The sequence below is a fragment of the Chelativorans xinjiangensis genome (assembly GCF_009812055.1).
Taxonomy (GTDB): Bacteria; Pseudomonadota; Alphaproteobacteria; order Rhizobiales; family Rhizobiaceae; genus Chelativorans; species Chelativorans xinjiangense.
Map to the genome: position 1 here is coordinate 67,410 of NZ_WQNH01000002.1, position 25,638 is coordinate 93,047.

Annotated in this window: 20 protein-coding genes and 1 CRISPR repeat array (1 of these 21 cut by a window edge); of the genes, 12 read left to right on the top strand and 8 right to left on the bottom strand. The window is 63.7% G+C overall.

Annotation, left to right across the window (positions count from 1 at the left end; all coding sequences use genetic code 11):
* The 8 genes from pdhA to tpiA all read right to left on the bottom strand — a co-directional run bounded on the left by pdhA (position 1) and on the right by tpiA (position 8,120).
* Positions 1-1,077 (bottom strand): pyruvate dehydrogenase (acetyl-transferring) E1 component subunit alpha, encoded by a 1,077-nt coding sequence (gene pdhA / locus GM910_RS02045; RefSeq protein WP_159585831.1) that lies wholly within the window; start codon positions 1,075-1,077, stop codon positions 1-3.
* 227 nt (positions 1,078-1,304) lie between these two features.
* Entirely contained in the window at positions 1,305-1,631 is a 327-nt protein-coding gene (locus GM910_RS02050; RefSeq protein ID WP_159585832.1) for an FtsB family cell division protein, read from the bottom strand.
* A gap of 64 nt (positions 1,632-1,695) precedes the next feature.
* Positions 1,696-2,970: a phosphopyruvate hydratase gene (eno, locus tag GM910_RS02055; RefSeq protein WP_159585833.1), complete on the bottom strand. Its 1,275-nt coding sequence runs from the start codon at positions 2,968-2,970 to the stop codon at positions 1,696-1,698.
* 230 nt (positions 2,971-3,200) lie between these two features.
* Positions 3,201-4,031, bottom strand: a complete 831-nt coding sequence (kdsA, locus tag GM910_RS02060; protein WP_159585834.1) for a 3-deoxy-8-phosphooctulonate synthase — start codon at positions 4,029-4,031, stop codon at positions 3,201-3,203.
* A complete protein-coding gene (locus tag GM910_RS02065; RefSeq protein ID WP_159585835.1) occupies positions 4,031-4,954 on the bottom strand; it encodes a VOC family protein in 924 nt (307 codons plus the stop codon). Before GM910_RS02065 ends, kdsA begins: the two co-directional genes overlap by 1 nt.
* Before the next feature lie 97 nt (positions 4,955-5,051).
* Positions 5,052-6,680 (bottom strand): CTP synthase, encoded by a 1,629-nt coding sequence (pyrG, locus tag GM910_RS02070; protein WP_159585836.1) that lies wholly within the window; start codon positions 6,678-6,680, stop codon positions 5,052-5,054.
* A 149-nt stretch (positions 6,681-6,829) separates the two neighbouring features.
* Positions 6,830-7,213, bottom strand: coding sequence for a preprotein translocase subunit SecG (secG, locus tag GM910_RS02075; RefSeq protein ID WP_159585837.1), 384 nt, complete (start codon positions 7,211-7,213; stop codon positions 6,830-6,832).
* Positions 7,214-7,355: 142 nt separating this feature from the next.
* Positions 7,356-8,120 carry a triose-phosphate isomerase gene (gene tpiA / locus GM910_RS02080; RefSeq protein ID WP_159585838.1) on the bottom strand — a complete coding sequence of 255 codons (765 nt, stop codon included), beginning with the start codon at positions 8,118-8,120 and terminating at the stop codon, positions 7,356-7,358.
* A gap of 137 nt (positions 8,121-8,257) precedes the next feature.
* Between tpiA and GM910_RS02085 the strand changes: the two genes are divergently transcribed.
* From GM910_RS02085 to cas2, 12 genes are all read left to right on the top strand, one after another.
* On the top strand, positions 8,258-10,144 hold the full coding sequence (locus GM910_RS02085; RefSeq protein ID WP_159585839.1) for a SurA N-terminal domain-containing protein: 1,887 nt from the start codon (positions 8,258-8,260) through the stop codon (positions 10,142-10,144).
* An 8-nt stretch (positions 10,145-10,152) separates the two neighbouring features.
* Positions 10,153-11,169, top strand: a complete 1,017-nt coding sequence (gene trpD, locus GM910_RS02090) for an anthranilate phosphoribosyltransferase (RefSeq protein WP_159585840.1) — start codon at positions 10,153-10,155, stop codon at positions 11,167-11,169.
* A gap of 20 nt (positions 11,170-11,189) precedes the next feature.
* Positions 11,190-12,005, top strand: a complete 816-nt coding sequence (gene trpC, locus GM910_RS02095; RefSeq protein WP_159585841.1) for an indole-3-glycerol phosphate synthase TrpC — start codon at positions 11,190-11,192, stop codon at positions 12,003-12,005.
* A 1-nt stretch (position 12,006) separates the two neighbouring features.
* Positions 12,007-12,525, top strand: a complete 519-nt coding sequence (gene moaC / locus GM910_RS02100) for a cyclic pyranopterin monophosphate synthase MoaC (protein ID WP_159585842.1) — start codon at positions 12,007-12,009, stop codon at positions 12,523-12,525.
* Positions 12,506-13,711 carry a molybdopterin molybdotransferase MoeA gene (locus tag GM910_RS02105; RefSeq protein ID WP_159585843.1) on the top strand — a complete coding sequence of 402 codons (1,206 nt, stop codon included), beginning with the start codon at positions 12,506-12,508 and terminating at the stop codon, positions 13,709-13,711. The genes moaC and GM910_RS02105 overlap by 20 nt, the downstream gene beginning before the upstream one ends.
* 290 nt (positions 13,712-14,001) lie before the next feature.
* Positions 14,002-16,263: a CRISPR-associated helicase Cas3' gene (cas3, locus tag GM910_RS02110; RefSeq protein WP_159585844.1), complete on the top strand. Its 2,262-nt coding sequence runs from the start codon at positions 14,002-14,004 to the stop codon at positions 16,261-16,263.
* 410 nt (positions 16,264-16,673) lie between these two features.
* On the top strand, positions 16,674-17,342 hold the full coding sequence (gene cas5c, locus GM910_RS02115; protein WP_159585845.1) for a type I-C CRISPR-associated protein Cas5c: 669 nt from the start codon (positions 16,674-16,676) through the stop codon (positions 17,340-17,342).
* A complete protein-coding gene (gene cas8c / locus GM910_RS02120; RefSeq protein ID WP_159585846.1) occupies positions 17,339-19,123 on the top strand; it encodes a type I-C CRISPR-associated protein Cas8c/Csd1 in 1,785 nt (594 codons plus the stop codon). The genes cas5c and cas8c overlap by 4 nt, the downstream gene beginning before the upstream one ends.
* A complete protein-coding gene (gene cas7c / locus GM910_RS02125; protein ID WP_159585847.1) occupies positions 19,123-20,076 on the top strand; it encodes a type I-C CRISPR-associated protein Cas7/Csd2 in 954 nt (317 codons plus the stop codon). The genes cas8c and cas7c overlap by 1 nt, the downstream gene beginning before the upstream one ends.
* A gap of 1 nt (position 20,077) precedes the next feature.
* The gene (cas4, locus tag GM910_RS02130) at positions 20,078-20,761 is read left to right on the top strand and encodes a CRISPR-associated protein Cas4 (protein WP_246225822.1); all 684 of its coding nucleotides are present in this window, start codon (positions 20,078-20,080) and stop codon (positions 20,759-20,761) included.
* The gene (cas1c, locus tag GM910_RS02135; RefSeq protein ID WP_159585848.1) at positions 20,758-21,792 is read left to right on the top strand and encodes a type I-C CRISPR-associated endonuclease Cas1c; all 1,035 of its coding nucleotides are present in this window, start codon (positions 20,758-20,760) and stop codon (positions 21,790-21,792) included. Before cas4 ends, cas1c begins: the two co-directional genes overlap by 4 nt.
* A 10-nt stretch (positions 21,793-21,802) precedes the next feature.
* Positions 21,803-22,093: a CRISPR-associated endonuclease Cas2 gene (gene cas2 / locus GM910_RS02140; protein ID WP_159585849.1), complete on the top strand. Its 291-nt coding sequence runs from the start codon at positions 21,803-21,805 to the stop codon at positions 22,091-22,093.
* Between the two features lie 207 nt (positions 22,094-22,300).
* Positions 22,301-25,638: direct repeats of the CRISPR family, unit length 32 nt; unit sequence GTCGCCCCTCTCGCAGGGGCGTGGATCGAAAC; it runs 3,482 nt beyond the window's last position.

The window sequence follows — 25,638 nt, forward strand, 5'->3', positions numbered from 1 at the left end:
TTAGAGCAGGATATCGGTATAGAGCTCGGATACGTCCGGCTCGGGATCCGCCTGGGCGAAATCGGCCGCGTCAGCAACGATCTCGCGCACGCGCTTGTCCTCCGCCTTCAAGTCGTCCTCGCTCGCCCACTTCTTGTCCAGGAGCCGTTTCTTCACCTGCTCGATCGGGTCGTGCTCGGAGCGCATCTTCTGCACTTCGTCCTTGGAACGGTACTTTGCCGGGTCGGACATGGAGTGGCCGCGGTAGCGGTAGGTCTGCATCTCCAGGATGATCGGCCCCTTGCCGGAGCGGCACCAGTCGACCGCAAGGTCGCCTGCGGCCTTCACGGCGCGCACGTCCATGCCGTCGACCTGGATGCCCGGAATCTTGAAGGAGAGGCCGCGGTGCGAGAAATCGGTCTCGGCCGAGGAGCGCGAGACCGAGGTGCCCATTGCATAGCGGTTGTTCTCGATGACGTAGACCACGGGGAGCTTCCACAGGGAGGCCATGTTGAAGCTCTCGTAGACCTGGCCCTGGTTGGCCGCGCCGTCACCGAAATAGGTGAGCGAGACGCTGTCGTTGCCGCGATAGCGGTTGGCGAGCGCCAGGCCGGTTCCGAGCGGCACCTGGGCGCCGACGATGCCGTGGCCGCCATAAAAGTTCTTCTCCTTGGAGAACATGTGCATGGAGCCGCCCTTGCCCTTGGAGTATCCCCCGCGCCGGCCGGTCAGCTCCGCCATGACGCCGCGCGGGTCCATGCCGGTGGCCAGCATGTGACCGTGGTCGCGGTAGCCGGTGATGACCTGATCACCCTCCTTCAACGCCATCTGCATGCCGACGACGACAGCCTCCTGGCCGATATAGAGGTGGCAGAAGCCGCCGATCAGGCCCATGCCGTAAAGCTGGCCCGCCTTCTCCTCGAAACGGCGGATCAAGAGCATGTCGCGGTAGGCCGAAAGCTCCTGCTCTTGTTTGAACTCTTCCGGCTTCGGCGTCCTGACGGCGGGCGTGCCGCCGGCTGTGGATGACGGTTTGGCTGGGCTACGGGATTTTGCCGACGAAGGTTTCGGCGCGGTTTTCCTGGCGGCTGTCGCCATCTGTCACTCCCTAGAAAGCGTCTCTTGACGGACATAGGACCTGCCTGCGACACCATACTGCCGCAGGACACGCATCTAGTCCACGCAAAGCAGCCATCCATGGCAAACAGTTCGGTGCCGGACGCTATCATGACGGAAAGGCTTCCGCCATGCGAAATTATGCATGGCAGCCATGCCGGCTAACCCGTTGGGAAAATTGAAATTCTTTTGGATTAACTGGAAATCGGTTAATTCACATTGCCAGCCGGGCGGAATATGACGATCTCGTTCTCCCGGACGAGATTCAGCGCCCGCCGTGCCTGCTCGTCCAGCATATCCTTTTCCAGCGAACCGTCGTTGAGCAGGCTCACCCGCTCCTCCAGGTCCCCGCGCTCCCGGTGCAGCGCGTCGAGCTTGGCTTCAAGTCCGGCAATGCGGCCTTCCAGGCGCTCCTTGCCGTTGAGGCCATAGTCGCCTTGATAGGCATGAAAGCCGAAATAGGTCAGCACGAGCGCGGTGATCGCCGGTACGATCAAGCGGCCTGTATTGCGACGTTTGTGATGGCGGGTCCACATGCGGCGAAATTCCTTCCGCCGCATGTGGCCATATCTTGCTTAATGGAGGGTTATCCGCGGGCCGTTACCCGCGCAAAATCGTCCGTCCCGCGTAGCGCGCCTGCTTGCCCAGTTCCTCCTCGATGCGGATGAGCTGGTTGTATTTGGCAAGCCGGTCGGACCGGGCGAGCGAGCCGGTCTTGATCTGCCCGCAATTGGTGGCGACCGCGAGGTCGGCGATGGTGGCATCCTCCGTCTCGCCCGAGCGGTGCGACATCACCGCCGTATAGGCGGCCTTGTGCGCCGTCTCAACCGCGTCCAGCGTCTCGGTCAGGGTGCCGATCTGATTGACCTTGACGAGGATGGAATTGGCGATGCCCATCTTGATGCCGTCGGAGAGCCGCTCGGAGTTGGTGACGAAAAGGTCGTCGCCGACAAGTTGCACCTTGTCGCCGGCAAGCTCGGTGAGGATCTTCCAGCCCTCGAAATCGTCTTCGGCCATCCCGTCCTCGATGGAGATGATGGGATAGTCGGCGGCGAGCTTGGCGAGATACTCGGCCTGCGCCTTGGCCTCGCGCGTCTTGCCCTCGCCTTCGTAGACGTACTTGCCGTCCTTGAAGAACTCGGTCGCCGCGCAATCGAGGGCGATGGCGACGTCGTCGCCGGGCTTGTAGCCGGCCTTCTCGATGGAGGTCATGATGAAGTCGAGCGCTTCCTGGGCGCTCTTCAGCCCCGGCGCGAAGCCGCCCTCATCGCCCACATTGGTGTTGTGGCCGGCCGCCTTCAGCCCCGCCTTCAGCGTGTGGAAGATCTCCGCGCCGCAGCGCACCGCCTCGCGCAGGCTCTCCGCTCCCACCGGCATGACCATGAATTCCTGGAAGTCGATGGGGTTGTCCGCATGCACGCCGCCGTTGACGATGTTCATCATCGGCACCGGCAGAACATGCGCCGAAGCGCCGCCGACGTAGCGGTAGAGCGGCAGGCCGGAGGCTTCCGCGGCCGCCTTGGCGACGGCGAGCGAGACGCCGAGGATGGCGTTGGCGCCGAGCCGGCTCTTGTTGGGCGTGCCGTCAAGCTCGATCATGGTGCGGTCGATATGGATCTGGTTCTCCGCCTCCATGCCGCCGATGGCCTCGAAGATCTCGCCGTTGACGGCATCGACGGCGCCGGCAACGCCCTTGCCGAGGAAGCGCGGGCCGCCGTCCCGCAATTCCACGGCCTCGTGAGCACCGGTCGAGGCGCCGGAAGGCACCGCCGCGCGGCCCATCGAGCCATCCTCCAGGACCACATCGACCTCGACGGTGGGATTGCCCCGGCTGTCGAGGATTTCACGTCCGACGATGTCGACAATGGCAGTCATGGGCTGGTTCCTCCGGCTCGGATTGGCGTGAAGACAGATGCGCCCCTCTTATCGCAGGCGGCGAAAAAGGCAATGCGTATACATCCACACGTCATGCCGGGACGGGAGCGCAGCGGAGGCTGTCCGGGACCTATTCCGTGACTCGTCCACGTGCCGGAATGGGTCCCGGATAGCCGTCTTTCGCTTCGCTCAAGCTGGATTCCGGGATGACGCGCGGAGATAACGGCACTTCAATCCCCCTTCGCCACCCGGTCGAACGCCATCAGGCGCTCCAGCAATGCGGGAATCTGGTCGAGCGGTACCATGTTGGGCCCGTCGGAGGGCGCATTGTCGGGGTCGTGGTGGGTCTCGATGAAGACGCCGGCGACGCCGACGGCCACGGCGGCGCGCGCCAGCGTCTCGACGAAACGCCGCTCGCCGCTGGTGGAGCCGCCCTGCCCGCCCGGCTGCTGCACGGAATGGGTGGCATCGAAGATCACCGGCGCGCCCATCTCCGCCATCTGCGGCAGGCCGCGCATGTCCGAGACGAGCGTGTTGTAGCCGAAGGAGGTGCCGCGCTCGGTCACCAGCACATTGGCATTACCGGAGCCGGTGATCTTGGCGACGACGTTCTTCATGTCCCAGGGGGCGAGGAACTGGCCCTTCTTCACGTTGACGACGCGGCCGGTCCGGGCGGCGGCGATCAGAAGGTCCGTCTGGCGGCACAGGAAGGCCGGGATCTGCAAGACGTCCACGGCCTCGGCCACCAGGCCGCATTGCTCTTCCGTGTGAACGTCGGTCAGCACCGGTACGTCGAGTTCGCGCCTGAGATCGGCAAAGACCGGCAGGGCCGCATCGAGGCCGGCGCCGCGCTTTCCCGAAAGCGAAGTGCGGTTGGCCTTGTCGAAGCTCGTCTTGTAGACGAAGCCGATGCCCAGCTTCCGTGTCAGCTCCTTCAGCGCGCCGGCCATCTCGAAGGCGTGATCACGCGATTCGAGCTGACAGGGACCGGCGATCAGCGCCAACGGGGCATTATTGGCGAAAACGGCTTGCCCCACTTCCACACGCGGGTTAGGCCCCATCATGCACTCCCCGAAAAACCGACCGCCTCAGCGGCGAACGTTGCAAACAGCCCCCAATAGGACGACTTTTCGGGCTCCGCAAAGACAAAATACGCCCCCTGCCCCGCCGCAGGCGGCACGATCAGCCTATTTCCATGTATCCTGTGGAGAATGTCAGCGGCGGCCAGCCGCTTGACGAGCGCACTTATGGACGTTGTGCGGAACATGATGCCGCGCAGGCCAAGAACATTATCGTCGCCGGCCTCAATGCCGTAGATGCGCTTGGCTTCCTCTGGCGCAAGCAGCCACACAGCTCCGTTGGAAAGCGACCAGATTCCCGCACCATCGTCAGCCTGCTTCCGGAGCAGGCGGGAGAGGAACTCCCCTCCGGTGCTCCGTTCCTCTGCCGTCGCCAGAATGCGCGATATCCCGAAAACGCCGTTGTCGTGGCGCTGCAGGGACGAACGGTCGGCGGCCGGCATCTTTACCCGCTCGCAGGTGAAGAAGAAGGAAGGAGAAGATTGGGGAGCGGCGAAGGCCAACTTGAACGAGGCATCGGCCTTGCTACCGTCGGCCTCGACGAAGGGGCGGGAGAAAGAAAGCTGCGCGCCGGCGGAGAGTCCCTCCTCAACGAAACGGGTGTGATCCGAGGCGGCATCGTCCGTGCCGAAAGCAAGCGCGGAGAAACCGTCCTCGCCACAGGAATCCCGAAACGCGCGATCCTGCAAGACGAAGGTGTTGCCGCTGGCTCCCGCCTTCGCCGCCGCTCCTTCATCACCTATGGCCAGCGGCTCCAGATACGTGCCATCCTGAAAGAACACGCAGCAATTGGCCGTGCCGAAGGGATGGGCAGCATTCGGCGCCACGGTGAAGCCGAGCGCGGCAAGGCGTTCACGCGCGACGGAAAGGCTCGCGGTCGGTAGCACGCAGTGGTCGAGTTTCATCCCAAATTCCTAAAGTATGGCTCATCAGAATAGCTTTCAGGTAGTAATTGGAATGAAGAATACAACCAAAATGGATATGGCTGTCGCGACGGTGTCATCACACCAGCCGCGATTGCTCCACGGCGGCGGCGATGAAGGAGGCGAAGAGCGGGTGCGGCTCGAAGGGCCGGCTCTTGAGCTCGGGGTGGTATTGCACGCCGATGAACCAGGGATGGTCGGCATATTCCACGGTCTCCGGCAGCACGCCGTCGGGCGACAGGCCGGCAAAGACCAGCCCGCACTCTTCCAGCTTCTGGCGGTAGCCGATATTCACCTCGTAGCGGTGACGGTGGCGCTCGGAGATTTCCTCCGAGCCGTAGATTTCGGCGATCTTCGAACCGGGCGTCAGGCGCGCATCATAGGCGCCGAGCCGCATCGTACCGCCGAGATCCCCGGCGGCGGTGCGTTTTTCGAGCATGTTGCCCTTCAGCCATTCGGTCATCAGGCCGACGATGGGCTCGTCGGTCGGACCGAACTCGGTCGAGGACGCCTTCTCGATGCCGGCGAGTGATCGCGCCGCCTCGATGCAGGCCATCTGCATGCCAAAACAGATGCCGAAATAGGGCACCTTGCGTTCGCGGGCGAATTTGGCGGCCAGGATCTTGCCCTCCGAGCCACGCTCGCCGAAGCCGCCGGGAACGAGAATCCCGTGCACCTTCTCAAGCCAGGGCGCCGGATCCTCCTTCTCGAATATCTCCGATTCGATCCATTCGAGATTGACGCGCACGCGGTTTGCCATACCACCGTGGGAGAGCGCCTCGTTGAGCGACTTATAGGCGTCCTTGAGGTCCGTGTACTTGCCGACAACGGCGATGGTCACCTCGCCCTCAGGGTTGTGGATGCGGTCGCAGACCTGCTGCCAGCGCTCCATGCGCGGCTTCGGCGCCGGGTCGATGCCGAAGGCGGCGAGCACTTCGCCGTCGAGCCCCTCGCGGTGATAGGCCATGGGCACGTCGTAGATATGCGCCACATCGAGCGCCTGGATGACGGCCTGTTCGCGCACATTGCAGAACAGCGAGAGCTTGCGCCGCTCCTCCGCCGGAATTTCGCGGTCGGCGCGCACCAACAGGACGTCGGGCGCGATGCCTATCGACCGCAGCTCCTTGACCGAGTGCTGGGTGGGCTTGGTCTTCAATTCGCCCGCGGCAGGAATCCACGGCATAAGCGTCAGATGCACATAGACCGCGTTGCCGCGCGGCAATTCGTTGCCGAGCTGGCGGATCGCCTCCAGGAACGGCATCGCCTCGATGTCGCCCACCGTGCCGCCGATCTCGCAGAGTACGAAGTCGAACTCGTCGTTGCCTTCCAGGATGAACTGCTTGATCTCGTCGGTGACGTGCGGGATCACCTGCACCGTGGCGCCCAGATAGTCGCCGCGCCGCTCCTTCTCGATGATGTTCTGGTAGATGCGGCCGGTGGTGATGTTGTCCTGCTTGTTGGCCGAGCGCCCGGTGAAGCGCTCGTAATGGCCGAGGTCGAGGTCGGTCTCCGCCCCGTCATCGGTGACGAACACCTCGCCGTGCTGATACGGCGACATCGTGCCGGGATCGACGTTCAGATAGGGGTCGAGCTTCCTGATACGGACGCGGTAACCGCGCGCCTGCAGCAACGCGCCGAGGGCCGCTGCCGCAATGCCTTTGCCGAGAGAGGAAACCACGCCGCCAGTGATGAATACATATCGCGCCATGGGACTTACCGCTTAACCGGACGAAGGCGATTCCGCCAGAGCAAAATCCCCAAACCCGCAACTTTTTGGCTGCGCGCCGACAAGCTGCCGCGCGCGATTTCGAAATCGGCGACGGGATCCGTTGCCGAATCCCGTTCGAGATTAAGTGTTTACTGACCCGTCGGCACCTGCGGCTCGGAATCGGCCGGCTCTTCCGCCGGCGCCGGCTCCGACGAGGCGCCGCTGCCGCCGAGTTGGTCGAGAACGCCGCTGCCGCCGCCCTCACCCTGCTCCTGCGTCTGCGGCAGCCGGTCGAAGATATCCGTCGGCTGGGCCTGATAGCGCGCGATCAGCGACAAACCGAGCGAGGTGGCGAAGAAGGCCGCGGCAAGGATCGCCGTTGCGCGCGTCAGCGCGTTGGCCGCTCCGCGCGCCGTCATGAAGCCGGAGCCGCCGCCAATGCCAAGCCCTCCACCCTCCGAACGCTGCATAAGCACCACGCCGACAAGCGCAAGCACGGTGAGCAAGTGGATGACGATGACGATGGTCTGCATGATTCCTTCCGGCGCCTGAGGCGGAGCGGGCGATGCGCCCGCGGACGCGGCTCATTACACGCCTTTGCCCGTTTTTCCAAGTCCCCGTCACCACAGATAGGCGTGGCATGCGGCTTTGCAAGAAAAGACGGTGGGCAGAGGCTCAAACAGTGCGCGCCGCCTCGCTTATGGCAAGGAAATCGGCTGCCTTGAGGCTGGCGCCGCCGATCAGTGCACCGTCGACATTGAGGATCGACAAGAGTTCGCGCGCGTTGCCGGGCTTTACCGAACCGCCGTAGAGGAGCCGCGTGCGTTTTGCCTCATCACCGATCTTTTTCTCCAGTTCGGCGCGCAGGTGGGCATGCGCTTCGGCCACGTCCCCAGTTGTCGGCGTCAGCCCGGTGCCGATCGCCCATACGGGCTCGTAGGCGATCACCGTGTTTTCGGCCGTCGCCTCGGCGGGCACGGAACCCGCGACCTGGCGCGAAAGCACGGCAAGCGTCTCGCCCGCCTCGCGCTGCTGCCGCGTTTCCCCCAGGCAGATGATGGCGACAAGGCCGGCGCGCCAGGCTGCTTGCGCCTTGGCGGCCACCTCGGCATCGCTCTCGCGGTGATCCGTGCGCCGCTCGGAGTGGCCGACGATCACAAAGCCGGCACCGCAGTCGGCAAGCATTTCGGCGGCGATGTCGCCCGTATGGGCACCGCTCTCGGCGGCGTGGCAGTCCTGCCCGCCCAAGAAGACCGGTGTCGATCCGAGCACCCCGCTCGCCCGAAAGACGAGCGTCGCCGGCACGCAGATCAGCCCGTCGGCCTCCTCGCCGGCAGCGGCGGCAAAGCCTTCGCCGATGGCCTCCAGTTCGCCGAGCGAGGCGCTGGTGCCGTGCATCTTCCAGTTGCCTGCGATGAGCGGACGGATCGCGGGTGTCATGGGGCCTCCATTCGTTGTCATGTCCTGGTCGAAGGATGTTCACTACCAAAAAGGCGCTACAAAGCAATCGACAGTGGCTTTCAAGGGCGCTATTGCCAACATTCGCCAAGAAGAAAAGAGAACTATAGCGGATCACCATGCTCGACAGCCTGAGACAAGCGGCCACAACCTGGATTGCAAAGCTTCTGCTCGGCCTCCTGGTCCTGAGTTTTGCCGTGTGGGGCATTTCCGGCCAAATCCTGAACGGTGCCGGGGGCGCCGTCTTGACGGCGGGTGGTACGTCCGTTTCGCCGCTCGATTTCCGGCTGGCCTACGATCGCCAGATCGCCGAGCTTTCGCAGCGTTTCGGCACCAGGCTGACGCGCGAGCAGGCGGTGGCGATGGGTATCGACGAGCAGGTGCTCGCGCAACTCGCCGCGGGCGCCGTGCTGGACGAGACGGCACGCGAGATGGACCTTGGGTTGTCGCAGGACAAGCTTGCCGAGCTGGCGACCTCCGACCCGGCATTCCGCGGCGCCGACGGCCGCTTCAATCGTCAGCAGTTCGAGTTCGTCCTGAGACAGGCGGGCATGCGTCCGGAAGACTATCTGAAGAACCGGCAGAATGCCGCCATGCGCCAGCAGATCGTCGATGCGGTCGCAGGCGGCGTCTCGGCGCCCGATACGCTGCTGCGCAATGTCGCGCTCTACCGGGGCGAGGACAGGACGATAGAGTACGTGCCCCTCCCCCGCTCCCTCGTCGAGCCCATCGAGCCGCCGAGCGACGACGAGCTGCAAAGCTGGTTCGAGGAGCGCAAGGATGACTACGCCGCTCCCGAATACCGCAAGATCAACTACGTGAAGCTGGAAGCGGAGGATATCGCCGATCCATCGACGATCTCCGACGAGCAGGTGGGCAGCTACTACGAGAAAAACCGCGAGCGCTACACGACGCCGGAGCGCCGCACCATCGAGCAGATCAACTTCTCCGAGGAGGAGGATGCCGTTGCCGCCCGCGAGAGCATGCGCACCGGCGCGACTTTCGAGGGCGTGGTGGAGATGCAGGGCAAGACCCCCGAGGACATCAGGCTGGGCACCTTCACGCGCGCCGACGTCGCCGACGAGGCGGTGGCCGAAGCCGCCTTCGCGCTTGAGGAAGGCAAGGTGAGCGAGGTGGTCCAAGGCGCCTTCGGACCGGTGCTCCTGCGCGTGACGGAGATCGTTCCCGAAAAGGCGACGCCGCTCGACCAGGTGGCCGGCGAAATCCGCCAGGAACTGGCGCTCGACGAGGCGAGCAACCTGGTGCTCGACACCTACGACGCCTATGAGGATGCGCGCGCCGCCGGCCAGACGATGCAGGAGGCGGCGAACGCGCAGAGGCTGACCATGCGCACCGTCGAGGCTGTCGACCGTTCCGGCCGCCGCCCCGACGGCGCCGTCATCGAGGACCTCCCCCAATCGCGACAATTGCTCAGCGAAGCCTTCGAGACGGACAAGGGCGTGGAGAACCCGCCGATCGACCTGCCCAGCAACGGCTTTCTCTTCTACGAGGTGGAAGACATCGTGCAGGCGCGCGAGCGCTCGTTCGCCGAAGTGCGCGAAAAGGTGGTCGAGGACTGGACCGAAGCCGAGGTCGAGGCGCGGCTTGCAGAGCGCGTCAAGGAACTCCAGGACGCACTGAAGGGCGGCAAGACGCTCGACGAGATCGCCGCCGAGATCGGCCAGGAGAAGGTCGTCAAGCGCGGGCTGAAACGCGAGGCGGACGACCCGGATCTGGGTCGAGCGGGCGTTGCCGCTGCCTTCGGCGTGCCAGAGGGCGGATCCGGGGCTTTTGCCAATCCGGCCGGCGAGGGGCAATTTCTCTTCCAGGTGACGGAGGTGTTCGAGCCGGCGGCGGTCTCCGCCGACGCGGTGCCCGAAGACGTCGCCAACAGCATCACCCAGGGCATCTCCAACGACCTTCTGGACCAGCTCGTCGCACGGCTGCAGGCCGAGCATGAGGTGACCGTCAACCAGGCCGCCCTGCAGCAGGCGCTGAGCTTCTGAGGCCGGCCATGGCAGACCTCAAGCAACATATCGCCAAGGTGGCGAGCGGCACGGCCCTCAGCTTCGCCGAGGCGCGCGAGGCCTTCGAGGTCATGATGTCCGGCGAGGCCACGCCGAGCCAGATCGGCGGCTTCCTGATGGCGCTCAGGGTGCGCGGGGAAACGGTCGACGAGATCAGCGGCGCGGTCGACACCATGCGGGCGAAGATGCTTCCGGTCGAAGCCCCCGGGGATGCGATCGACATCGTCGGCACCGGCGGCGATGCCTCGGGCACCTACAATGTTTCGACCTGTGCGGCCTTGATCGTCGCCGGCTGCGGCGTGCCGGTGGCCAAGCACGGCAATCGGGCGCTTTCCTCGCGCGCGGGCGCGGCCGACAGCCTCGCAGCCCTCGGCGTCGACATCGAGATCGGGCCGGAGAAGATCGCCGCCTGCATCGCCGAGGCCGGTGTCGGTTTCATGTTCGCGCCGGCCCACCATGCGGCCATGCGCCATGTCGGGCCGACGCGGGTAGAGCTCGGCACGCGCACCATCTTCAACCTGCTCGGGCCGCTGTCGAACCCGGCGCGCGTGAAGCGCCAGCTCGTCGGCGTCTTCTCGCCCGAGTGGGTGGAACCGATCGCCCATGTGCTCAAACAGCTCGGCGCGGAAAGGGCCTGGGTGGTGCACGGAGATGGGCTCGACGAGATGACGACCGCCGGCACGACCCGCGTGGCCGCGCTGGAGGACGGCGCCGTGCGCACATTCGAGGTGACCCCCGAGGAGGCAGGCCTGGCGCGCGCCGAGATGGCCGCCCTGAAAGGCGGCGACGGCGAACACAATGCCAAGGCGTTGCGCGCCGTGCTGGAAGGCGCCAGGAACCCTTACCGTGACATCGCCCTTCTCAACGCCGGCGGCGCCCTTGTCGTGGCCGGAAAGGCCGAGACGCTGGGAGACGGCGTGAGGCTTGCGGCAGCAGCGCTGGACGACGGTCGCGCGCTCGCCGCGCTCGAAAAGCTTGTCGAAGTCTCGAACCGGGAAGCATAATTCCAGGAGCGTACCTGTAAATGACAGACATTCTGCGCAAGATCGAGGCTTACAAGCGCGAGGAGATCGCTGCTGCGAAATCCGCCATGCCCCAGGCCGACCTTGAGGCAAGGGCGCGCGAGGCCGCCCCCGTGCGCGGCTTTGGCGAGGCGTTGCGCGCAAAGCATTCTGCCGGCCTCCTGGCGCTTATCGCCGAGGTCAAGAAGGCGAGCCCCTCGAAAGGGCTCATCCGCGCCGATTTCGACCCGCCTCGGCTGGCGGCGGCCTATCAGCACGGCGGCGCGGCCTGCCTTTCTGTGCTGACGGACAAGCCATCCTTCCAGGGTGCGCCCGAGTTCCTCGCCGAGGCACGGCGGGCGACGAAGCTCCCTGCCCTGCGCAAGGATTTCATGTTCGAGCCTTACCAGGTCTACGAGGCGCGGGCCTGGGAAGCCGACGCGATTCTCATCATCATGGCGAGTGTGACAGACGACGAGGCGAAGGCGCTGGAGGAGACGGCCGGCAAACTCGGCATGGACACGCTGCTGGAGGTGCATGACGAGGCCGAGCTGGAACGCGCGCTCGGGCTTTCCTCGCCGCTGATCGGCATCAACAACCGCAATCTGAGGACCTTCGAGACGACGCTCGCCACCTGCGAGGCGCTGGCGCCGCAGGTGCCGGAGGATCGCATCGTCATCGGCGAGAGCGGCATCTTCACCCACGACGACTGCCGCCGCCTCGCGAAGGTGGGCATCTCGAGCTTCCTCGTCGGCGAGAGCCTGATGCGCCAGGACAACGTCGAGGCGGCGACGCGCAAATTGCTCGGGCTGGAAACGGATGTAGAGGCGGCAGGCTGAGATGGCCGGAGACGAAAAGAGCGGACTGACCCATCTTGCCGCCGACGGACGGGCGGAGATGGTGGATGTCGGGGCGAAGGACGACACGGCCCGCACGGCTGTCGCAGCCGGTGCCGTGACCATGGCGCCGCAGACCCTGCGGGCGATCCTGGCCGGGGACGCCAAGAAAGGCGATGTCATCGCCGTCGCCCGGCTCGCCGGCATCATGGCGGCGAAGAAAACGCACGACCTCATTCCGCTCTGCCACCCGCTGGCGCTGACCAAGATCGCCGTCGATATCGCGCCGGACGAGGCGCTGCCCGGCTTGCGCGTCGAGGCGACGGCACGCGTGACCGGCAAGACGGGCGTGGAGATGGAGGCGCTGACGGCCGTCTCCATCGCCTGTCTGACGATCTACGATATGGCCAAGGCGCTGGACAAAGGCATGGTCATCGGCGAGGTGCATCTCAAGGAGAAGACGGGCGGCAGGTCCGGCGCCTGGCGCGCACAAGGGGCGGACGATGGCTCTGCTTCCGGTTGACGAGGCGCTGGAGCGCATACTCGACGGCCTCAGCCCCCTCGCCGCCGAGGAGGTGGCGCTCACTGAGGCCGCCGATCGCGTACTCGCCGCGCCGCTGAAGGCGCAGCGTACGCAGCCGCCTTTCAACGCCTCGGCCATGGACGGCTACGCCGTTCGTGCGGCGGATATCGGGACGGTTCCAAGAACCCTTTCCGTCATCGGCGAATCGGCAGCGGGACACCGCTTTGCCGGGGCGCTCCAGCCGGGCGAGGCCGTGCGCATCTTCACCGGCGCACCGGTGCCGGAGGGTGCGGACGCCATTCTTATCCAGGAAAACGCGCGTAGGCTTGCCGACGGCCGCATCGAGGCCACCGAGCCCGTTGCTGCCGGGCGGCACATCCGCCGCGCCGGCCTCGACTTCGGCGAGAAAGACCCGGTTCTGGAGCAAGGCAGGGTACTGGACCCGGCGGCCCTGTCGCTGGCCGCGGCCGCGGGACATGCCACACTCCCCGTGGTGCGCCGGCCGCTCGTCGCCGTCATCGCCATCGGCGATGAACTCGTGCCGCCGGGCATCGCGCCCGGTCCCGACCAGATCGTCGCCTCCAACAGCTTCGGCACCGCCGCCCTCGCCGGGCGCGACGGCGCCAGGATTGTCGATCTCGGCATCGTCCCCGACAGCGAGGAGAAGATCTCCGCCGCCCTTCGCAAGGCGCTCGCCGCAAACGCCGATATTATCGCAACGCTCGGCGGCGCCTCGGTCGGCGACCACGATCTGGTGCGCCGGGTGCTCGAGGCGGAAGGCGCCGCCCTTTCCTTCTGGAAGGTCGCCATACGGCCCGGCAAGCCGATGATGTTCGGCCGCCTCGAAACAACGCGTGTGCTCGGCCTGCCCGGCAACCCGGTCTCCAGTCTGGTGTGCGCGCATCTCTTCCTGCGACCGATGATCGCCCGGCTTTCCGGCCGGGTCTTTTCGCCGGACCTGCGCCAGGCGGAGCTCGCAGTTCCCATGAAAGCCAATGACGAGCGGCAGGACTATGTGCGCGCCTCTGTATCCCACGGCCCGCGCGGGCTGATCGCGAGGCCGTTCGACCTGCAGGACTCCTCCATGCTCAGCACCCTCGCCGCCGCCAACGCGTTGATCGTCCGCGAGCCCAACGCGGGGCCGAGCGAGGCGGGCGCGCGCTGTCAGGTGCTGATGCTGCGCTGACGGTTTCGATATACCGTCCATAATTATCTGACATCGGCCGGAATTAACCGGACCTATCCGGGAATAAGCGGGAATAGCCGGGTATAGGCGGTGTGGAGCGATCCCAATTGCCTTGGAACGCAATTGACCCCACCTTCAGGGGGCGACTGAATGCAGGCCCAGGAGCCATCCGGATTCTGCTGCCAGAAGATTGCCGTTCAAAATCCCATCGACCAGGGTAGCAATACCGGTCACCATTGACCTTTCCCAATTCGCCGGCGAAGATAACTGCCGGGTTTGGGGAGGCGTGCATGTTTTTCGCGCACTCGACGGAGGACACATCGTGCTCCGATTGGCAGCTATTACATCGACATCTGATTGATGTTGCTGAGCTGGCTGCACAGTTCGCTGTCGTGTTCGGAGCGGAAAGGGCAACTCGGCTTGCAGGACTCCTGCATGACCTTGGAAAATATACTCCGGCGTTCCAGGCGAGGCTGACGGGAGCGCTCGAAAAGGTCGATCACTCGACCGCCGGCGCCGCCGAAACATTCACTCTTGTAAGCGCGATTGCAGATCGCGCAATGGCGGAACTGATCGCCTATGCGATCGCCGGACATCATGCGGGTCTGCCGGACAGGATCGGCGATGGATCGCTGGCAGAACGGCTGAAGAAGCAACTGGAGCCTCTCGATCCGTCGTGGCGCGACGAAATCGCCCCGGATGCAGTCGGCCTGATGCCGGATTTCGAATGGAGCAAGGACAAGGACAAAGCGGCGTTCCAGCTCGGCTTTCTTGGGCGGATGATCTTTTCCTGCCTGGTCGATGCCGACTTTCGGGATACGGAAGCTTTCTACGACGGGGTCAAGGGAGAGAAGAAAGATCGCGAATGGCCGGCCCTCGGCACGATCATCGATCCCCTCATTGCCTGCTTCGAGGTTCACATAGCCGACAAGCAGTCGGGTGGCACGGCCTCCAAGGTCAACCAACTGCGCGGCGAAATCCTTGCCCATGTGCGCGCCAAGGCGAGCGAAGCTACCGGCCTCTTCACGCTCACCGTCCCGACCGGCGGCGGCAAGACGCTGGCTTCGCTCGGTTTCGCGCTCGACCACGCGAAGAAGAATGGGCTGGAGCGGATCATTTTTGCCATTCCTTTCACATCGGTGATCGATCAGACCGCGTCCGTTTTCCGGGAGGTATTGGGCGACGAATTTATCCTGGAGCATCATTCGGCGATCGATTTCAATTCGGCGGCGAAGGAGAATGAATTCCGCGAGAAATTCGAAGGAAACTCGCTCGAAGCCAAGCTCCGTCTCGCCATGGAGGACTGGGCGGCGCCGATCGTCGTCACCACCAATGTGCAGCTTTTCGAGAGCTTGTTCGCCAATCGGCCATCGCGCTGCCGCAAACTGCACAATCTGGCGCGCAGCATCATCATTCTGGACGAGGCGCAGACCATACCCTTGCCGTTGCTCCGTCCCTGTGTGGCGGCGTTGGACGAACTCGCCCGCAACTACGGCATATCGATCGTCTTGTGCACGGCCACCCAGCCGGCTCTGGCCGCACCGGAGTTCGAGGGCGGGCTCGTCCTCGGGTCAAAACAGGAACTGGCCCCTGATCCGCCAGGACTGGCCCGCGCCCTGAAGCGCGTAGAAATCGCGTCAGGCGGCGAAATGAGCGACGACGATCTGGTGGCCGCGCTCCGGGACAACGGGCAAGGGCTCGTCATCGTCAACAGCCGCAAGCATGCGCTTGCCCTGTACAAGGCCGCGAAAGCCGCGGGGCTCGATGGCGTCGTCCACCTGACGACCCGGCAATATGCGACTCATCGGCGGGAGATCCTGGCCGACGTGCGGCACAGGCTGAAGAAAAAGCTTCCCTGCCGCCTGATCGCGACATCGCTGGTCGAGGCCGGCGTCGATGTCGATTTCCCGCGTGTCTGGCGCGCGGAAGCCGGGCTCGACCAGATCGCCCAGGCGGCTGGGCGCTGCAACCGCGAAGGGGAACGGCCAGTCGGGGAAAGCATCGTCACCATTTTCAAGGCGCCGGAGAACCCGCCGCCAAGGGAGATCGGCCAGCTTGCCGCGGACTTCGTCCGCATGGCGGACAAGCATCAGGACCTGCTGTCGCCCGACGCCATGCGCGACTATTTCGGCGAGGTGTACTGGCGCAAGGGTGACAGGCTCGACGCCAAGAAGATTCTCGAGGACTTCCGGCTCAACCGCGACGAGACGAATTTTGCCTATCGCTGCGTCGCGGAGAAATTCCGCATGATCGAAAGCGGCATGGTGCCGGTGATCGTTGCGCGAGACGAGGCCGCTCGCGACGCGCTGGGCGAACTCGCGTGGGAAAAGGCCTATCCAGGCGCGGTGGCCCGCAAGCTTCAGTCCTTCATCGTGCAGGTGCCGCCGAAGGCGCGCAACCTGTTGATCGCGAACAGGCATGTGCGCTTCGAGCAGGAAAAGCGCTTCGGCGACCAGTTCGCGGTGCTGGTGACGGGAAGTTTCTACAAACCCGAAATCGGACTGATCTGGGAGGATGCGGACTATCTGGGATTGGAACAGCCGGCGATTTGAGGGCAATGGAGGCGGATCCAGTTAACTGAATCCGCCTCAAGCTGCGTTTGCAGCCTCACTCGCTCGAGAAAGTTTCGATCCACGCCCCTGCGCGAGAGGCGACAAGTTGAATGTCGGTGACAGTCGAACCAGCCTATGGAGGGTCCCATTCAATTTCTAATTCCATATTCAGGCGCCCAAGCGTCAAGCGAAGAAAGTACCGGCGGCGGCGAATCATTTTGGCGTCCTTTTGGCTGCAGGCTGTGCAGGATGCAGAAAATGGAGTGAGTGTCTAGTGCGTGTGAACTGCGTTGCAGTTCACACGCACTAGAAAGAAGTTCATTGTGGTGTTGTAGGGACTGACCTGCTAAGTTGGAACGATCGCCACCGGTAAGAAGGAACGCAGGCATCCCAAGCAGTGGAGGGCAAAATTGGCATATGGAATTCGTTTAAAGGTCTCGGGCGAATACGCCTGCTTTACGCGCCCGGAAATGAAGGTCGAGCGCGTCTCCTATGATTTGATGACGCCTTCGGCGGCGCGGGGAATATTGGAAGCGATCCACTGGAAGCCGGCGATCCGCTGGGTGATCGACGCCATCCATGTGCTGAAGCCGATCCGCTTCCAGTCGATCCGCCGCAACGAAGTGGGACATAAGGCGCCCGTCGGCAAGATCAAATCCGCCATGAAGGCGGGCAATGTCGAGGGCCTGCACATCCTCGTCGACGAGGATCGCCAGCAGCGCGCCGCGACCGTCCTCGTAAATGTCGGCTATGTCATCGAGGCACATTTCGAACTGACCGACGCGGCCGGACCGGACGACAACGAGGGCAAGCATCTCGACATCTTCAATCGCCGCGCGGCGCGCGGGCAATGTTTCCACCAGCCATGTCTCGGCACGCGCGAGTTCCCTGCCCGGTTCGAGTTGCTGCCGCCGGACGCGACGTTGCCGCCGGCAATCGACGAAAACCGCGACCTGGGCTTCATGCTCTGGGATATCGATCATCAGGTGGAGGGGCGGCCCTCGCTCTTTTTCCGCGCCGCGCTGGAAAATGGCGTCGTGAAGGTGCCCGCGCCTGATTCCGAGGAGATTAGGCGATGAGCATGCTCGCTTCCCTCACCAGTGCCTACGACCGTATGGCCCAACGCGGCGAAGTGCCGCCGTTCAGATATTCGAGCGAAAGGATTGGCTTTCTAATCTCACTGAATGAAGACGGCAATCCAGCAGGAAAGCCGGTTGATCTTCGTGAAGCCAAGGGCAAAAAACTGGTTGCGCCTTTGATGGCTGTACCCACGTCTTTCAAGCGTCCAGGTATCACACCTCGATCTTTTTTCTTGTGGGACAATACAGCTTTTTCTCTCGGTATTTCCGCTTCGCAAGACAAAGACCCAGGTCCACGACTGGAGGCCTTCCGTAGTCTTCATCGCAACGCATTGTCCGATACAGACGACCCGGGATTGCGAGCGCTGCTACGATTCATAGACCTTTGGCTTCCTGAGCGGTTCGAGACGCTTGGCTGGCCCGAGGAAATGAAAGACCAGAACGTGGTCTTCGCTCTGGAGAGCGACCGGCGTCACCACATCCGCATTCATGACCGCCCGGCCGCAAAAGCATTATGGACACGTCTTTCCGCGGAAGTCGAAGGAGCCGAGGCCGTCTGTCTGGTGACGGGCGAGAAGGCGCCGGTCGCTCGCCTCCATCCCGCCATCAAGGGGGTCTGGGGCGCACAAACTTCCGGCGCCTCGATCGTCTCTTTCAATCTCGATTCCTTCGAATCTTACGGGCATGAGCAGGGCGACAATGCTCCTATCTCCGAGCGCTCGGCCTCCGCCTACACCACCGCGCTCAACAGGTTTCTCGAATCCGGCAGCAAAAACCGCATTCAGATCGGCGATGCATCAACCGTGTTCTGGGCGGACGGTTCGGATATCAAAGAGGCCGAAGTAGCTGAAAGCATCTTCTCCGCGATGCTCGGCGGCGAAGCCGGTACCGATGACGAAAAGATCGACGAGCAAACGGAAGCGGCAAAGGTAGGCGCTGTCCTGGATGGGCTGCGCAAGGGCAAGCCGCTTGCCGAACTCGCACCCGAACTGACCAAGGGCGTGCGCTTCTATGTGCTCGGGCTTGCCCCCAATGCCGCGCGGCTCTCGATTCGGTTCTGGTTCGAGGACGATTTCGGCGTTGTTGCGGAGCGCTATCGGCGCTTCGTGGACGAGATGAGGATAGAGCCGCCGCCGCGCGACCCCAGCCCGCCGCTGTGGCGCTATCTGGTTGAAACCGCGGCGATGAGCAAACGCGAAAACGTGCCGCCCAATCTGGCCGGCGAGTGGCTTCGCGCGATCCTCACCGGCAACAACTATCCGCTGACGCTGCTTTCGACGGTGCTGATGCGCCTCAGGGCGGACAAGAACGTAAACGCCTTGCGTGTCGCCATGCTCAAGGCCGTGCTTATGCGCAATTTCAACATGGAGGTACCCATGGCGTTCGATCCCGACTTTACAGGCAAGGGCTATCTGCTCGGGAGGCTTTTTGCCGTCTACGAGCAGGTCCAGTCCGCCGCGCTTGGCCGTAACGTCAATGCAACCATCAAGGATAAGTTCTACGGCTCGGCATCCGCCCAGCCGCGCAAGGTGTTTCACCTGCTGGACAGCGGCTCGGCAAACCATCTCTCCAAGATAGGCAAGCAAAGCCCGGGACACAGGGTCTCCTTGGAAAAGCGCATCGGCGCCATCATGGACATGATGACGCCCGGAGAAGATCCCTTCCCTGCTTCTCTTCCCAGTGAACAGCAGGCGTTATTCGGCCTTGGCTATCACCATCAACGCAACGAATTCTTCAAATCCAGGGAAACGGCGCAAGCCGCCAACGAGGGGGAACATTAATGACCATGCTCGCCAACCGCTATGATTTCGTACTTCTGTTCGACGTCTCCAACGGCAATCCCAACGGTGATCCCGATGCGGGCAACCTGCCGAGACTCGATCCCGAAACCAACCACGGCCTCGTCACCGATGTCAGCCTCAAGCGTAAAATCCGCAACTATGTGGAAATGGCGCGGGGAGATGTTCCCGGCTCGCGCATTTACGTTCAGGAAGGTTCCATCCTCAATGAAAGGCACCGCGAAGCTTATATAGCAGTGCGCGCGGATGACCCGAAGGCAACGACCGACAAAAAACTCAGCCCAAAATCCGACTCTGAAATGGAGCAATTGCGCGGCTGGATGTGCGCAAATTTCTTCGATGTGCGAACCTTCGGCGCGGTGATGAGCACCGGAATCAACTGTGGTCAGGTACGCGGCCCAGTGCAATTTTCCTTCGCGCATTCCGTTGAACCGATCATGCCGCTGGAAATCTCGATAACCCGCATGGCGGCTACCAACGAGAAGGAAAAGGCGGCGCGTGAAGAAGGCAACGATGCGGACGAACGCACCGACAATCGCACTATGGGCCGCAAGCATATCGTGCCCTACGGGCTCTATCGGGCGCATGGCTTCATTTCAGCCAAACTCGCTGAGCGCACAAACTTCGCCGAGGCCGATCTCGACCTGCTGTTCGAGGCGGTGCAGAATATGTTCGAGCATGATCGCTCCGCTGCCCGGGGTGAGATGGCGACGCGGAAGCTGATCGCCTTCAAGCACGCCTCCGCGCTCGGCAACGCTCACGCCCAGGACCTGTTCGAACGGGTGAAGGTAGGTCGACGTATCAACGGGGACGTCCGCGACATCGGCGACCAAGGCATCGACAATTATCCACCTGCTCGCAAATTCGCAGACTACGACATAACGATAGACCGCGACGACCTGCCCGACGGCGTCGAGATCATCGAGATTTGCTGAGATGAAAACGGGCGAGGTTTCGGCCATGCCGCCCCTGCCCGACGAGCGGGATCCCGATCCCATCCCGCTCTCGGCGCTTCAACATGCCGTTTATTGCCTGCGGCAGGCCGCCCTCATCCATCTGGAGCGCATGTGGGCGGAAAACCGCTTCACCGCCGAAGGCCATGTGATGCACATCGCGTCCGACAGGCCCGGCTCACGCAAGGCGCGCGGCGTGCGCCGGGAAACTTCGCTTTCGATCGCCTCGAAGCGCCTCGGCATCGCCGGCATCGCCGATCTCGTCGAGTTCCATCCCGGCAAGGAAGGCGAGACCCCCTACCCCATCGAATACAAACGCGGCAAACCAAAACTCCACCGCGCCGACGAGGTGCAGCTTTGCGCGCAGGGGCTCTGTCTCGAAGAGATGACCGGCCGACCCGTGCCCGAAGGCGCGCTCTTTTACGGTGAGACGAAACGGCGCGTCGTCGTTCCCTTCGATACCGCCTTGCGGCGCCTAACGGAAGAGACGGCGGGGCAACTCCGCGAGGTCTTCACCAGCCTGCGAACCCCGCCGGCGATCTACAAAGCCAATCGCTGCCGAGCCTGTTCGCTCGCCGAACTGTGCCGGCCGAAGGCGACGGCAAGACCGGCAAGGCAGTGGCGCGACAGAATGCTGGAAGCGCTCCTCGCCGAGAACGGGTCATGAAAAAGCTTCTCAACACGCTCTATGTCACCACGGCCGGGGCGGGGTTGCGCAAGGATGGCGAAAATCTGGTCGCCGAGATCGATGGCGATGAGCGCGCCCGCGTGCCGCTCCACATGCTGGCTTCGGTCGTCGTATTCGGCGCCATATTCCTGTCCCCGGCACTGATCCAGGCCTGTGCGGCGGCGGGCATCACCGTTGTCCTGCTTGATCGCGTCGGGCGGTTTCAGGCGCGCATCGAAGGGCCGGTCACGGGCAACGTGCTTCTGCGCCGCGCGCAATATCGCGCTTCCGAGGCGCCTGAGGAGATTGTGCGCGGCTTCGTGATCGGCAAGATATCGAACCAGCGTGCCGTCCTGATGCGGTCGCTGCGCGATCACGGTGATGATCTGCAACCCGAACACCGCGACAGGGTTTCACAGGTGACGGATCGTATGGCGCGGATTTTGCGGCGCGTGAGCCTCGCCAGCGAAAATCTGGAAGAACTGCGCGGGGCGGAGGGTGAAGCCGCCAATCTCTATTTCGGCGTCTTCGACCTCTTGATCCGCTCGCCCGACGAGGAGTTCCGGTTTCGCGGGCGCTCCCGCCGCCCCTCGCTGGATCCCATCAACGCGCTTCTGTCCTTTCTCTACACGCTTTTGACCCACGACTGCCGCAGCGCCGCCGAAAGCATCGGCCTCGACCCCGCCGTCGGCTTTCTTCATCGTGACAGGCCGGGCCGTCCCAGCCTCGCGCTCGACTTGATGGAGGAGTTGAGGCCCGTGCTGGCCGACCGGCTGGCGCTCTCCCTCGTCAATCGCAGACAGCTTCGGGCAAAGGACTTTGAAACACGCGACGGCGGGGCCGTCTTCATGACGGACGACGGTCGCAAAACCGTGCTCGCCGCCTGGCAGGAACGCAAGAAGGAAGAGCGCCGCCATCCCTTCCTCGAGGAAACCACACCGCTCGGCCTCGTTCCCTACTGCCAGGCGCAATTGCTCGCCCGCCATCTGCGCGGCGATCTCGACGCTTATCCGCCCTGGTTCTGGAAGTAGGCGCTTCGCGATGATGGTGCTTGTGACCTATGACGTGAACACGATCGAAGCGGGCGGCACAAGACGGCTGCGCCGTGTTGCCAAGGCTTGTCTCGATTTCGGCCAGCGCGTGCAATACTCGGTGTTCGAGATCGAGGTGGACCCGGCGCAATGGACCATGCTCAAGGCCCGGCTCGAAGCAACCATCGACCCGGAACATGATAGCCTGCGATACTACCATCTGGGCGCCAACTGGCGTCGCCGTGTCGAGCATGTGGGGGCAAAGCCGGCTACCGATCTGGGCGGTACGCTGATCGTTTGACTGCTCCCTGAGCAGCCGTTCGGCCGGCAAGCGCGAACCTGAAGCGTGCTACGTTTTCCCGGCATGTTCGCACCAGGTTCAGCTCTTTGAAATCGTGAAGAAATTTTGGTGTGTCTTGACATTTCAGGGCGAGCGACATCGACAGCGCCATATGTTCGCTCTTCGGCTGTTCTTTCCGCAGCATTTGCAATCTGTTAGAGCATGACAGTCGCCCCTCTCGCAGGGGCGTGGATCGAAACATTGACAGCGTTATTATCGGCGAGCGCCACCGCGCGTCGCCCCTCTCGCAGGGGCGTGGATCGAAACCATTACCGAGGCCGAGAAAGCCATTGCCGACCAAGTCGCCCCTCTCGCAGGGGCGTGGATCGAAACCTCGATATTACCGAGGTGGCGCGCCCCTACAAGGTCGCCCCTCTCGCAGGGGCGTGGATCGAAACATCTCGCAGTACCGGTTCATGCAGGGGCGCCGCGTCGCCCCTCTCGCAGGGGCGTGGATCGAAACTTCGATATGGATTTGGAGTGTGTACCCACCTTCACGTCGCCCCTCTCGCAGGGGCGTGGATCGAAACCAGCAAGATGTGCGCGACTATCTAAAGGAGCGCAAGTCGCCCCTCTCGCAGGGGCGTGGATCGAAACACATACGATAAGGTCTATATCCTGAGGGGCGAGCGTCGCCCCTCTCGCAGGGGCGTGGATCGAAACTCCTGCCAGGGCATCGCCATCCCGATCGCCTCGGGTCGCCCCTCTCGCAGGGGCGTGGATCGAAACAGGAAATCGACCGGCAAATCGCCGGATGAGATCGCGTCGCCCCTCTCGCAGGGGCGTGGATCGAAACGTTGGAAGCATCGCTCAACGGTTCCCGCGCCTGGTCGCCCCTCTCGCAGGGGCGTGGATCGAAACCTTCGCCCATTGCTGATGGCTCATTGTGCGCCCGGTCGCCCCTCTCGCAGGGGCGTGGATCGAAACTCCGTGCGCTCGGAAGCCATCCTGATGCTGACACGTCGCCCCTCTCGCAGGGGCGTGGATCGAAACCGTGCGGATTGGGTCCATATCCTTATCCCCGCCGTCGCCCCTCTCGCAGGGGCGTGGATCGAAACAATCGTCATGGCCTTTGCCTCCTTCACGTAAGAACGTCGCCCCTCTCGCAGGGGCGTGGATCGAAACATCAATGATGAGCATCTGCAGACCTCAAGATCATGTCGCCCCTCTCGCAGGGGCGTGGATCGAAACGACATCAAGGAAACGCCGCCGCCGAAGGATGGTGTCGCCCCTCTCGCAGGGGCGTGGATCGAAACCTGTACGGGGCCGCAGCTCGAGCTGCGTTCGCCCGTCGCCCCTCTCGCAGGGGCGTGGATCGAAACAACATAGCAAAGCGGCTTCCTCGCCTCATCCACGGGTCGCCCCTCTCGCAGGGGCGTGGATCGAAACGCAATAAGCGTGCGCCAGCCTTTCAGCTTCGACAGGTCGCCCCTCTCGCAGGGGCGTGGATCGAAACTGCGTCAGGCGCATACAGACGCGGGAGGCAAGCTGTCGCCCCTCTCGCAGGGGCGTGGATCGAAACCGACAGTTTCGCTTGACCCCTCCACCATCGTGAAGTCGCCCCTCTCGCAGGGGCGTGGATCGAAACAATGGCGACGGCGTCAACAAGCCGCGTGGTCTCGTCGCCCCTCTCGCAGGGGCGTGGATCGAAACACCGCCTCCAGAGCAAGGGCCGATGCAAGGGTTGTCGCCCCTCTCGCAGGGGCGTGGATCGAAACTGCGCCAGGCGCGTTATCGCCATGTCGCGCGAAGGTCGCCCCTCTCGCAGGGGCGTGGATCGAAACAGCCATGTCTGATGTCGAATTGGCCGCAAACCTCGTCGCCCCTCTCGCAGGGGCGTGGATCGAAACCACTTCGGGCTTTCTTGGCGCTTGGCGTCGTAGCGTCGCCCCTCTCGCAGGGGCGTGGATCGAAACGCCTGCGCCGCTGAGGTAGTTCCTGTCATCGCAGTCGCCCCTCTCGCAGGGGCGTGGATCGAAACTCACCGCAGCCCTCGCCCATGCCCCGAAGGGTGGTCGCCCCTCTCGCAGGGGCGTGGATCGAAACACCCAGGGCCATCTCCGCGCCGCGCGCGAATGGCGTCGCCCCTCTCGCAGGGGCGTGGATCGAAACCATAACCATCAAATCCGGAACGGACATGCGCCGGGTCGCCCCTCTCGCAGGGGCGTGGATCGAAACTATGCAGGAGCCACGGAGACATTATCCGCTAGCCGTCGCCCCTCTCGCAGGGGCGTGGATCGAAACTATGATGGGCGTTTCGCCAAAAGCGGTGAAAGACGTCGCCCCTCTCGCAGGGGCGTGGATCGAAACCTCTGGCGTCTCATCGGTTACCGCCTCGCCTAGAGTCGCCCCTCTCGCAGGGGCGTGGATCGAAACGGATAGAGGACCACTGGTTTTTTGCTGATGCGTGTCGCCCCTCTCGCAGGGGCGTGGATCGAAACCGTTATGTCCTCAATCGGAGCGCCGTGTGCATTGTCGCCCCTCTCGCAGGGGCGTGGATCGAAACCACCTCGGCAACACCAACGGCGCGGCAAAGGCAGGTCGCCCCTCTCGCAGGGGCGTGGATCGAAACGCCAAAAGCGGCGAAAGACACCCGACCGCTTGCAGTCGCCCCTCTCGCAGGGGCGTGGATCGAAACTCCTTGACGATCTTCTCGGGCTTGCCGTCACGCGTCGCCCCTCTCGCAGGGGCGTGGATCGAAACAGTTCGGCGGCCGTTGCGGTGATCTCGACATCGCGTCGCCCCTCTCGCAGGGGCGTGGATCGAAACTCCGACTGGAACGTGCCGGAGATCATCTCGACGGTCGCCCCTCTCGCAGGGGCGTGGATCGAAACATCTCGGCTCGCTTGGTCATCGCGGCCTTGAGGGTCGCCCCTCTCGCAGGGGCGTGGATCGAAACGTCAAGGAGGCGGCAAGATCTTGCTGGAGTTTTGTCGCCCCTCTCGCAGGGGCGTGGATCGAAACCCAGCCACATATTCGATGCGGCTACGGCCAAAGGTCGCCCCTCTCGCAGGGGCGTGGATCGAAACGATTTCATGTGCGCGTACCCGACATTGACCTTCGTCGCCCCTCTCGCAGGGGCGTGGATCGAAACTGTTGCCTCCACCCCTGATTTCATCGATGACGCGTCGCCCCTCTCGCAGGGGCGTGGATCGAAACAGCAAAGGGCAGACGCGCCAGCGGCAGGGCATCTGTCGCCCCTCTCGCAGGGGCGTGGATCGAAACTCGAAGGCCATTGCAAGGGGCGCCTCGTGGCGGGGTCGCCCCTCTCGCAGGGGCGTGGATCGAAACGCTTTCGGCCATGCCGACGTGGCCGGCCGTCTTGCGTCGCCCCTCTCGCAGGGGCGTGGATCGAAACGGTGAGAGGGTCGATCTCCTGCATGTCGGTGAGGTCGCCCCTCTCGCAGGGGCGTGGATCGAAACTCCAAGGGCGACTGATGACGTCGCTTTATCTGGTGTCGCCCCTCTCGCAGGGGCGTGGATCGAAACCCCGACAGCTACATCAT

What these genes read in the sequence shown, in the direction of transcription:
- pdhA (WP_159585831.1), bottom strand. Translation starts at nt 1,077, where the DNA reads ATGGCGACAGCCGCCAGGAAAACCGCGCCGAAACCTTCGTCGGCAAAA.
- GM910_RS02050 (WP_159585832.1), bottom strand. Translation starts at nt 1,631, where the DNA reads ATGTGGACCCGCCATCACAAACGTCGCAATACAGGCCGCTTGATCGTA.
- eno (WP_159585833.1), bottom strand. Translation starts at nt 2,970, where the DNA reads ATGACTGCCATTGTCGACATCGTCGGACGTGAAATCCTCGACAGCCGG.
- kdsA (WP_159585834.1), bottom strand. Translation starts at nt 4,031, where the DNA reads ATGGGGCCTAACCCGCGTGTGGAAGTGGGGCAAGCCGTTTTCGCCAAT.
- GM910_RS02065 (WP_159585835.1), bottom strand. Translation starts at nt 4,954, where the DNA reads ATGAAACTCGACCACTGCGTGCTACCGACCGCGAGCCTTTCCGTCGCG.
- pyrG (WP_159585836.1), bottom strand. Translation starts at nt 6,680, where the DNA reads ATGGCGCGATATGTATTCATCACTGGCGGCGTGGTTTCCTCTCTCGGC.
- secG (WP_159585837.1), bottom strand. Translation starts at nt 7,213, where the DNA reads ATGCAGACCATCGTCATCGTCATCCACTTGCTCACCGTGCTTGCGCTT.
- tpiA (WP_159585838.1), bottom strand. Translation starts at nt 8,120, where the DNA reads ATGACACCCGCGATCCGTCCGCTCATCGCAGGCAACTGGAAGATGCAC.
- GM910_RS02085 (WP_159585839.1), top strand. Translation starts at nt 8,258, where the DNA reads ATGCTCGACAGCCTGAGACAAGCGGCCACAACCTGGATTGCAAAGCTT.
- trpD (WP_159585840.1), top strand. Translation starts at nt 10,153, where the DNA reads ATGGCAGACCTCAAGCAACATATCGCCAAGGTGGCGAGCGGCACGGCC.
- trpC (WP_159585841.1), top strand. Translation starts at nt 11,190, where the DNA reads ATGACAGACATTCTGCGCAAGATCGAGGCTTACAAGCGCGAGGAGATC.
- moaC (WP_159585842.1), top strand. Translation starts at nt 12,007, where the DNA reads ATGGCCGGAGACGAAAAGAGCGGACTGACCCATCTTGCCGCCGACGGA.
- GM910_RS02105 (WP_159585843.1), top strand. Translation starts at nt 12,506, where the DNA reads ATGGCTCTGCTTCCGGTTGACGAGGCGCTGGAGCGCATACTCGACGGC.
- cas3 (WP_159585844.1), top strand. Translation starts at nt 14,002, where the DNA reads ATGTTTTTCGCGCACTCGACGGAGGACACATCGTGCTCCGATTGGCAG.
- cas8c (WP_159585846.1), top strand. Translation starts at nt 17,339, where the DNA reads ATGAGCATGCTCGCTTCCCTCACCAGTGCCTACGACCGTATGGCCCAA.
- cas7c (WP_159585847.1), top strand. Translation starts at nt 19,123, where the DNA reads ATGACCATGCTCGCCAACCGCTATGATTTCGTACTTCTGTTCGACGTC.
- cas4 (WP_246225822.1), top strand. Translation starts at nt 20,078, where the DNA reads ATGAAAACGGGCGAGGTTTCGGCCATGCCGCCCCTGCCCGACGAGCGG.
- cas1c (WP_159585848.1), top strand. Translation starts at nt 20,758, where the DNA reads ATGAAAAAGCTTCTCAACACGCTCTATGTCACCACGGCCGGGGCGGGG.
- cas2 (WP_159585849.1), top strand. Translation starts at nt 21,803, where the DNA reads ATGATGGTGCTTGTGACCTATGACGTGAACACGATCGAAGCGGGCGGC.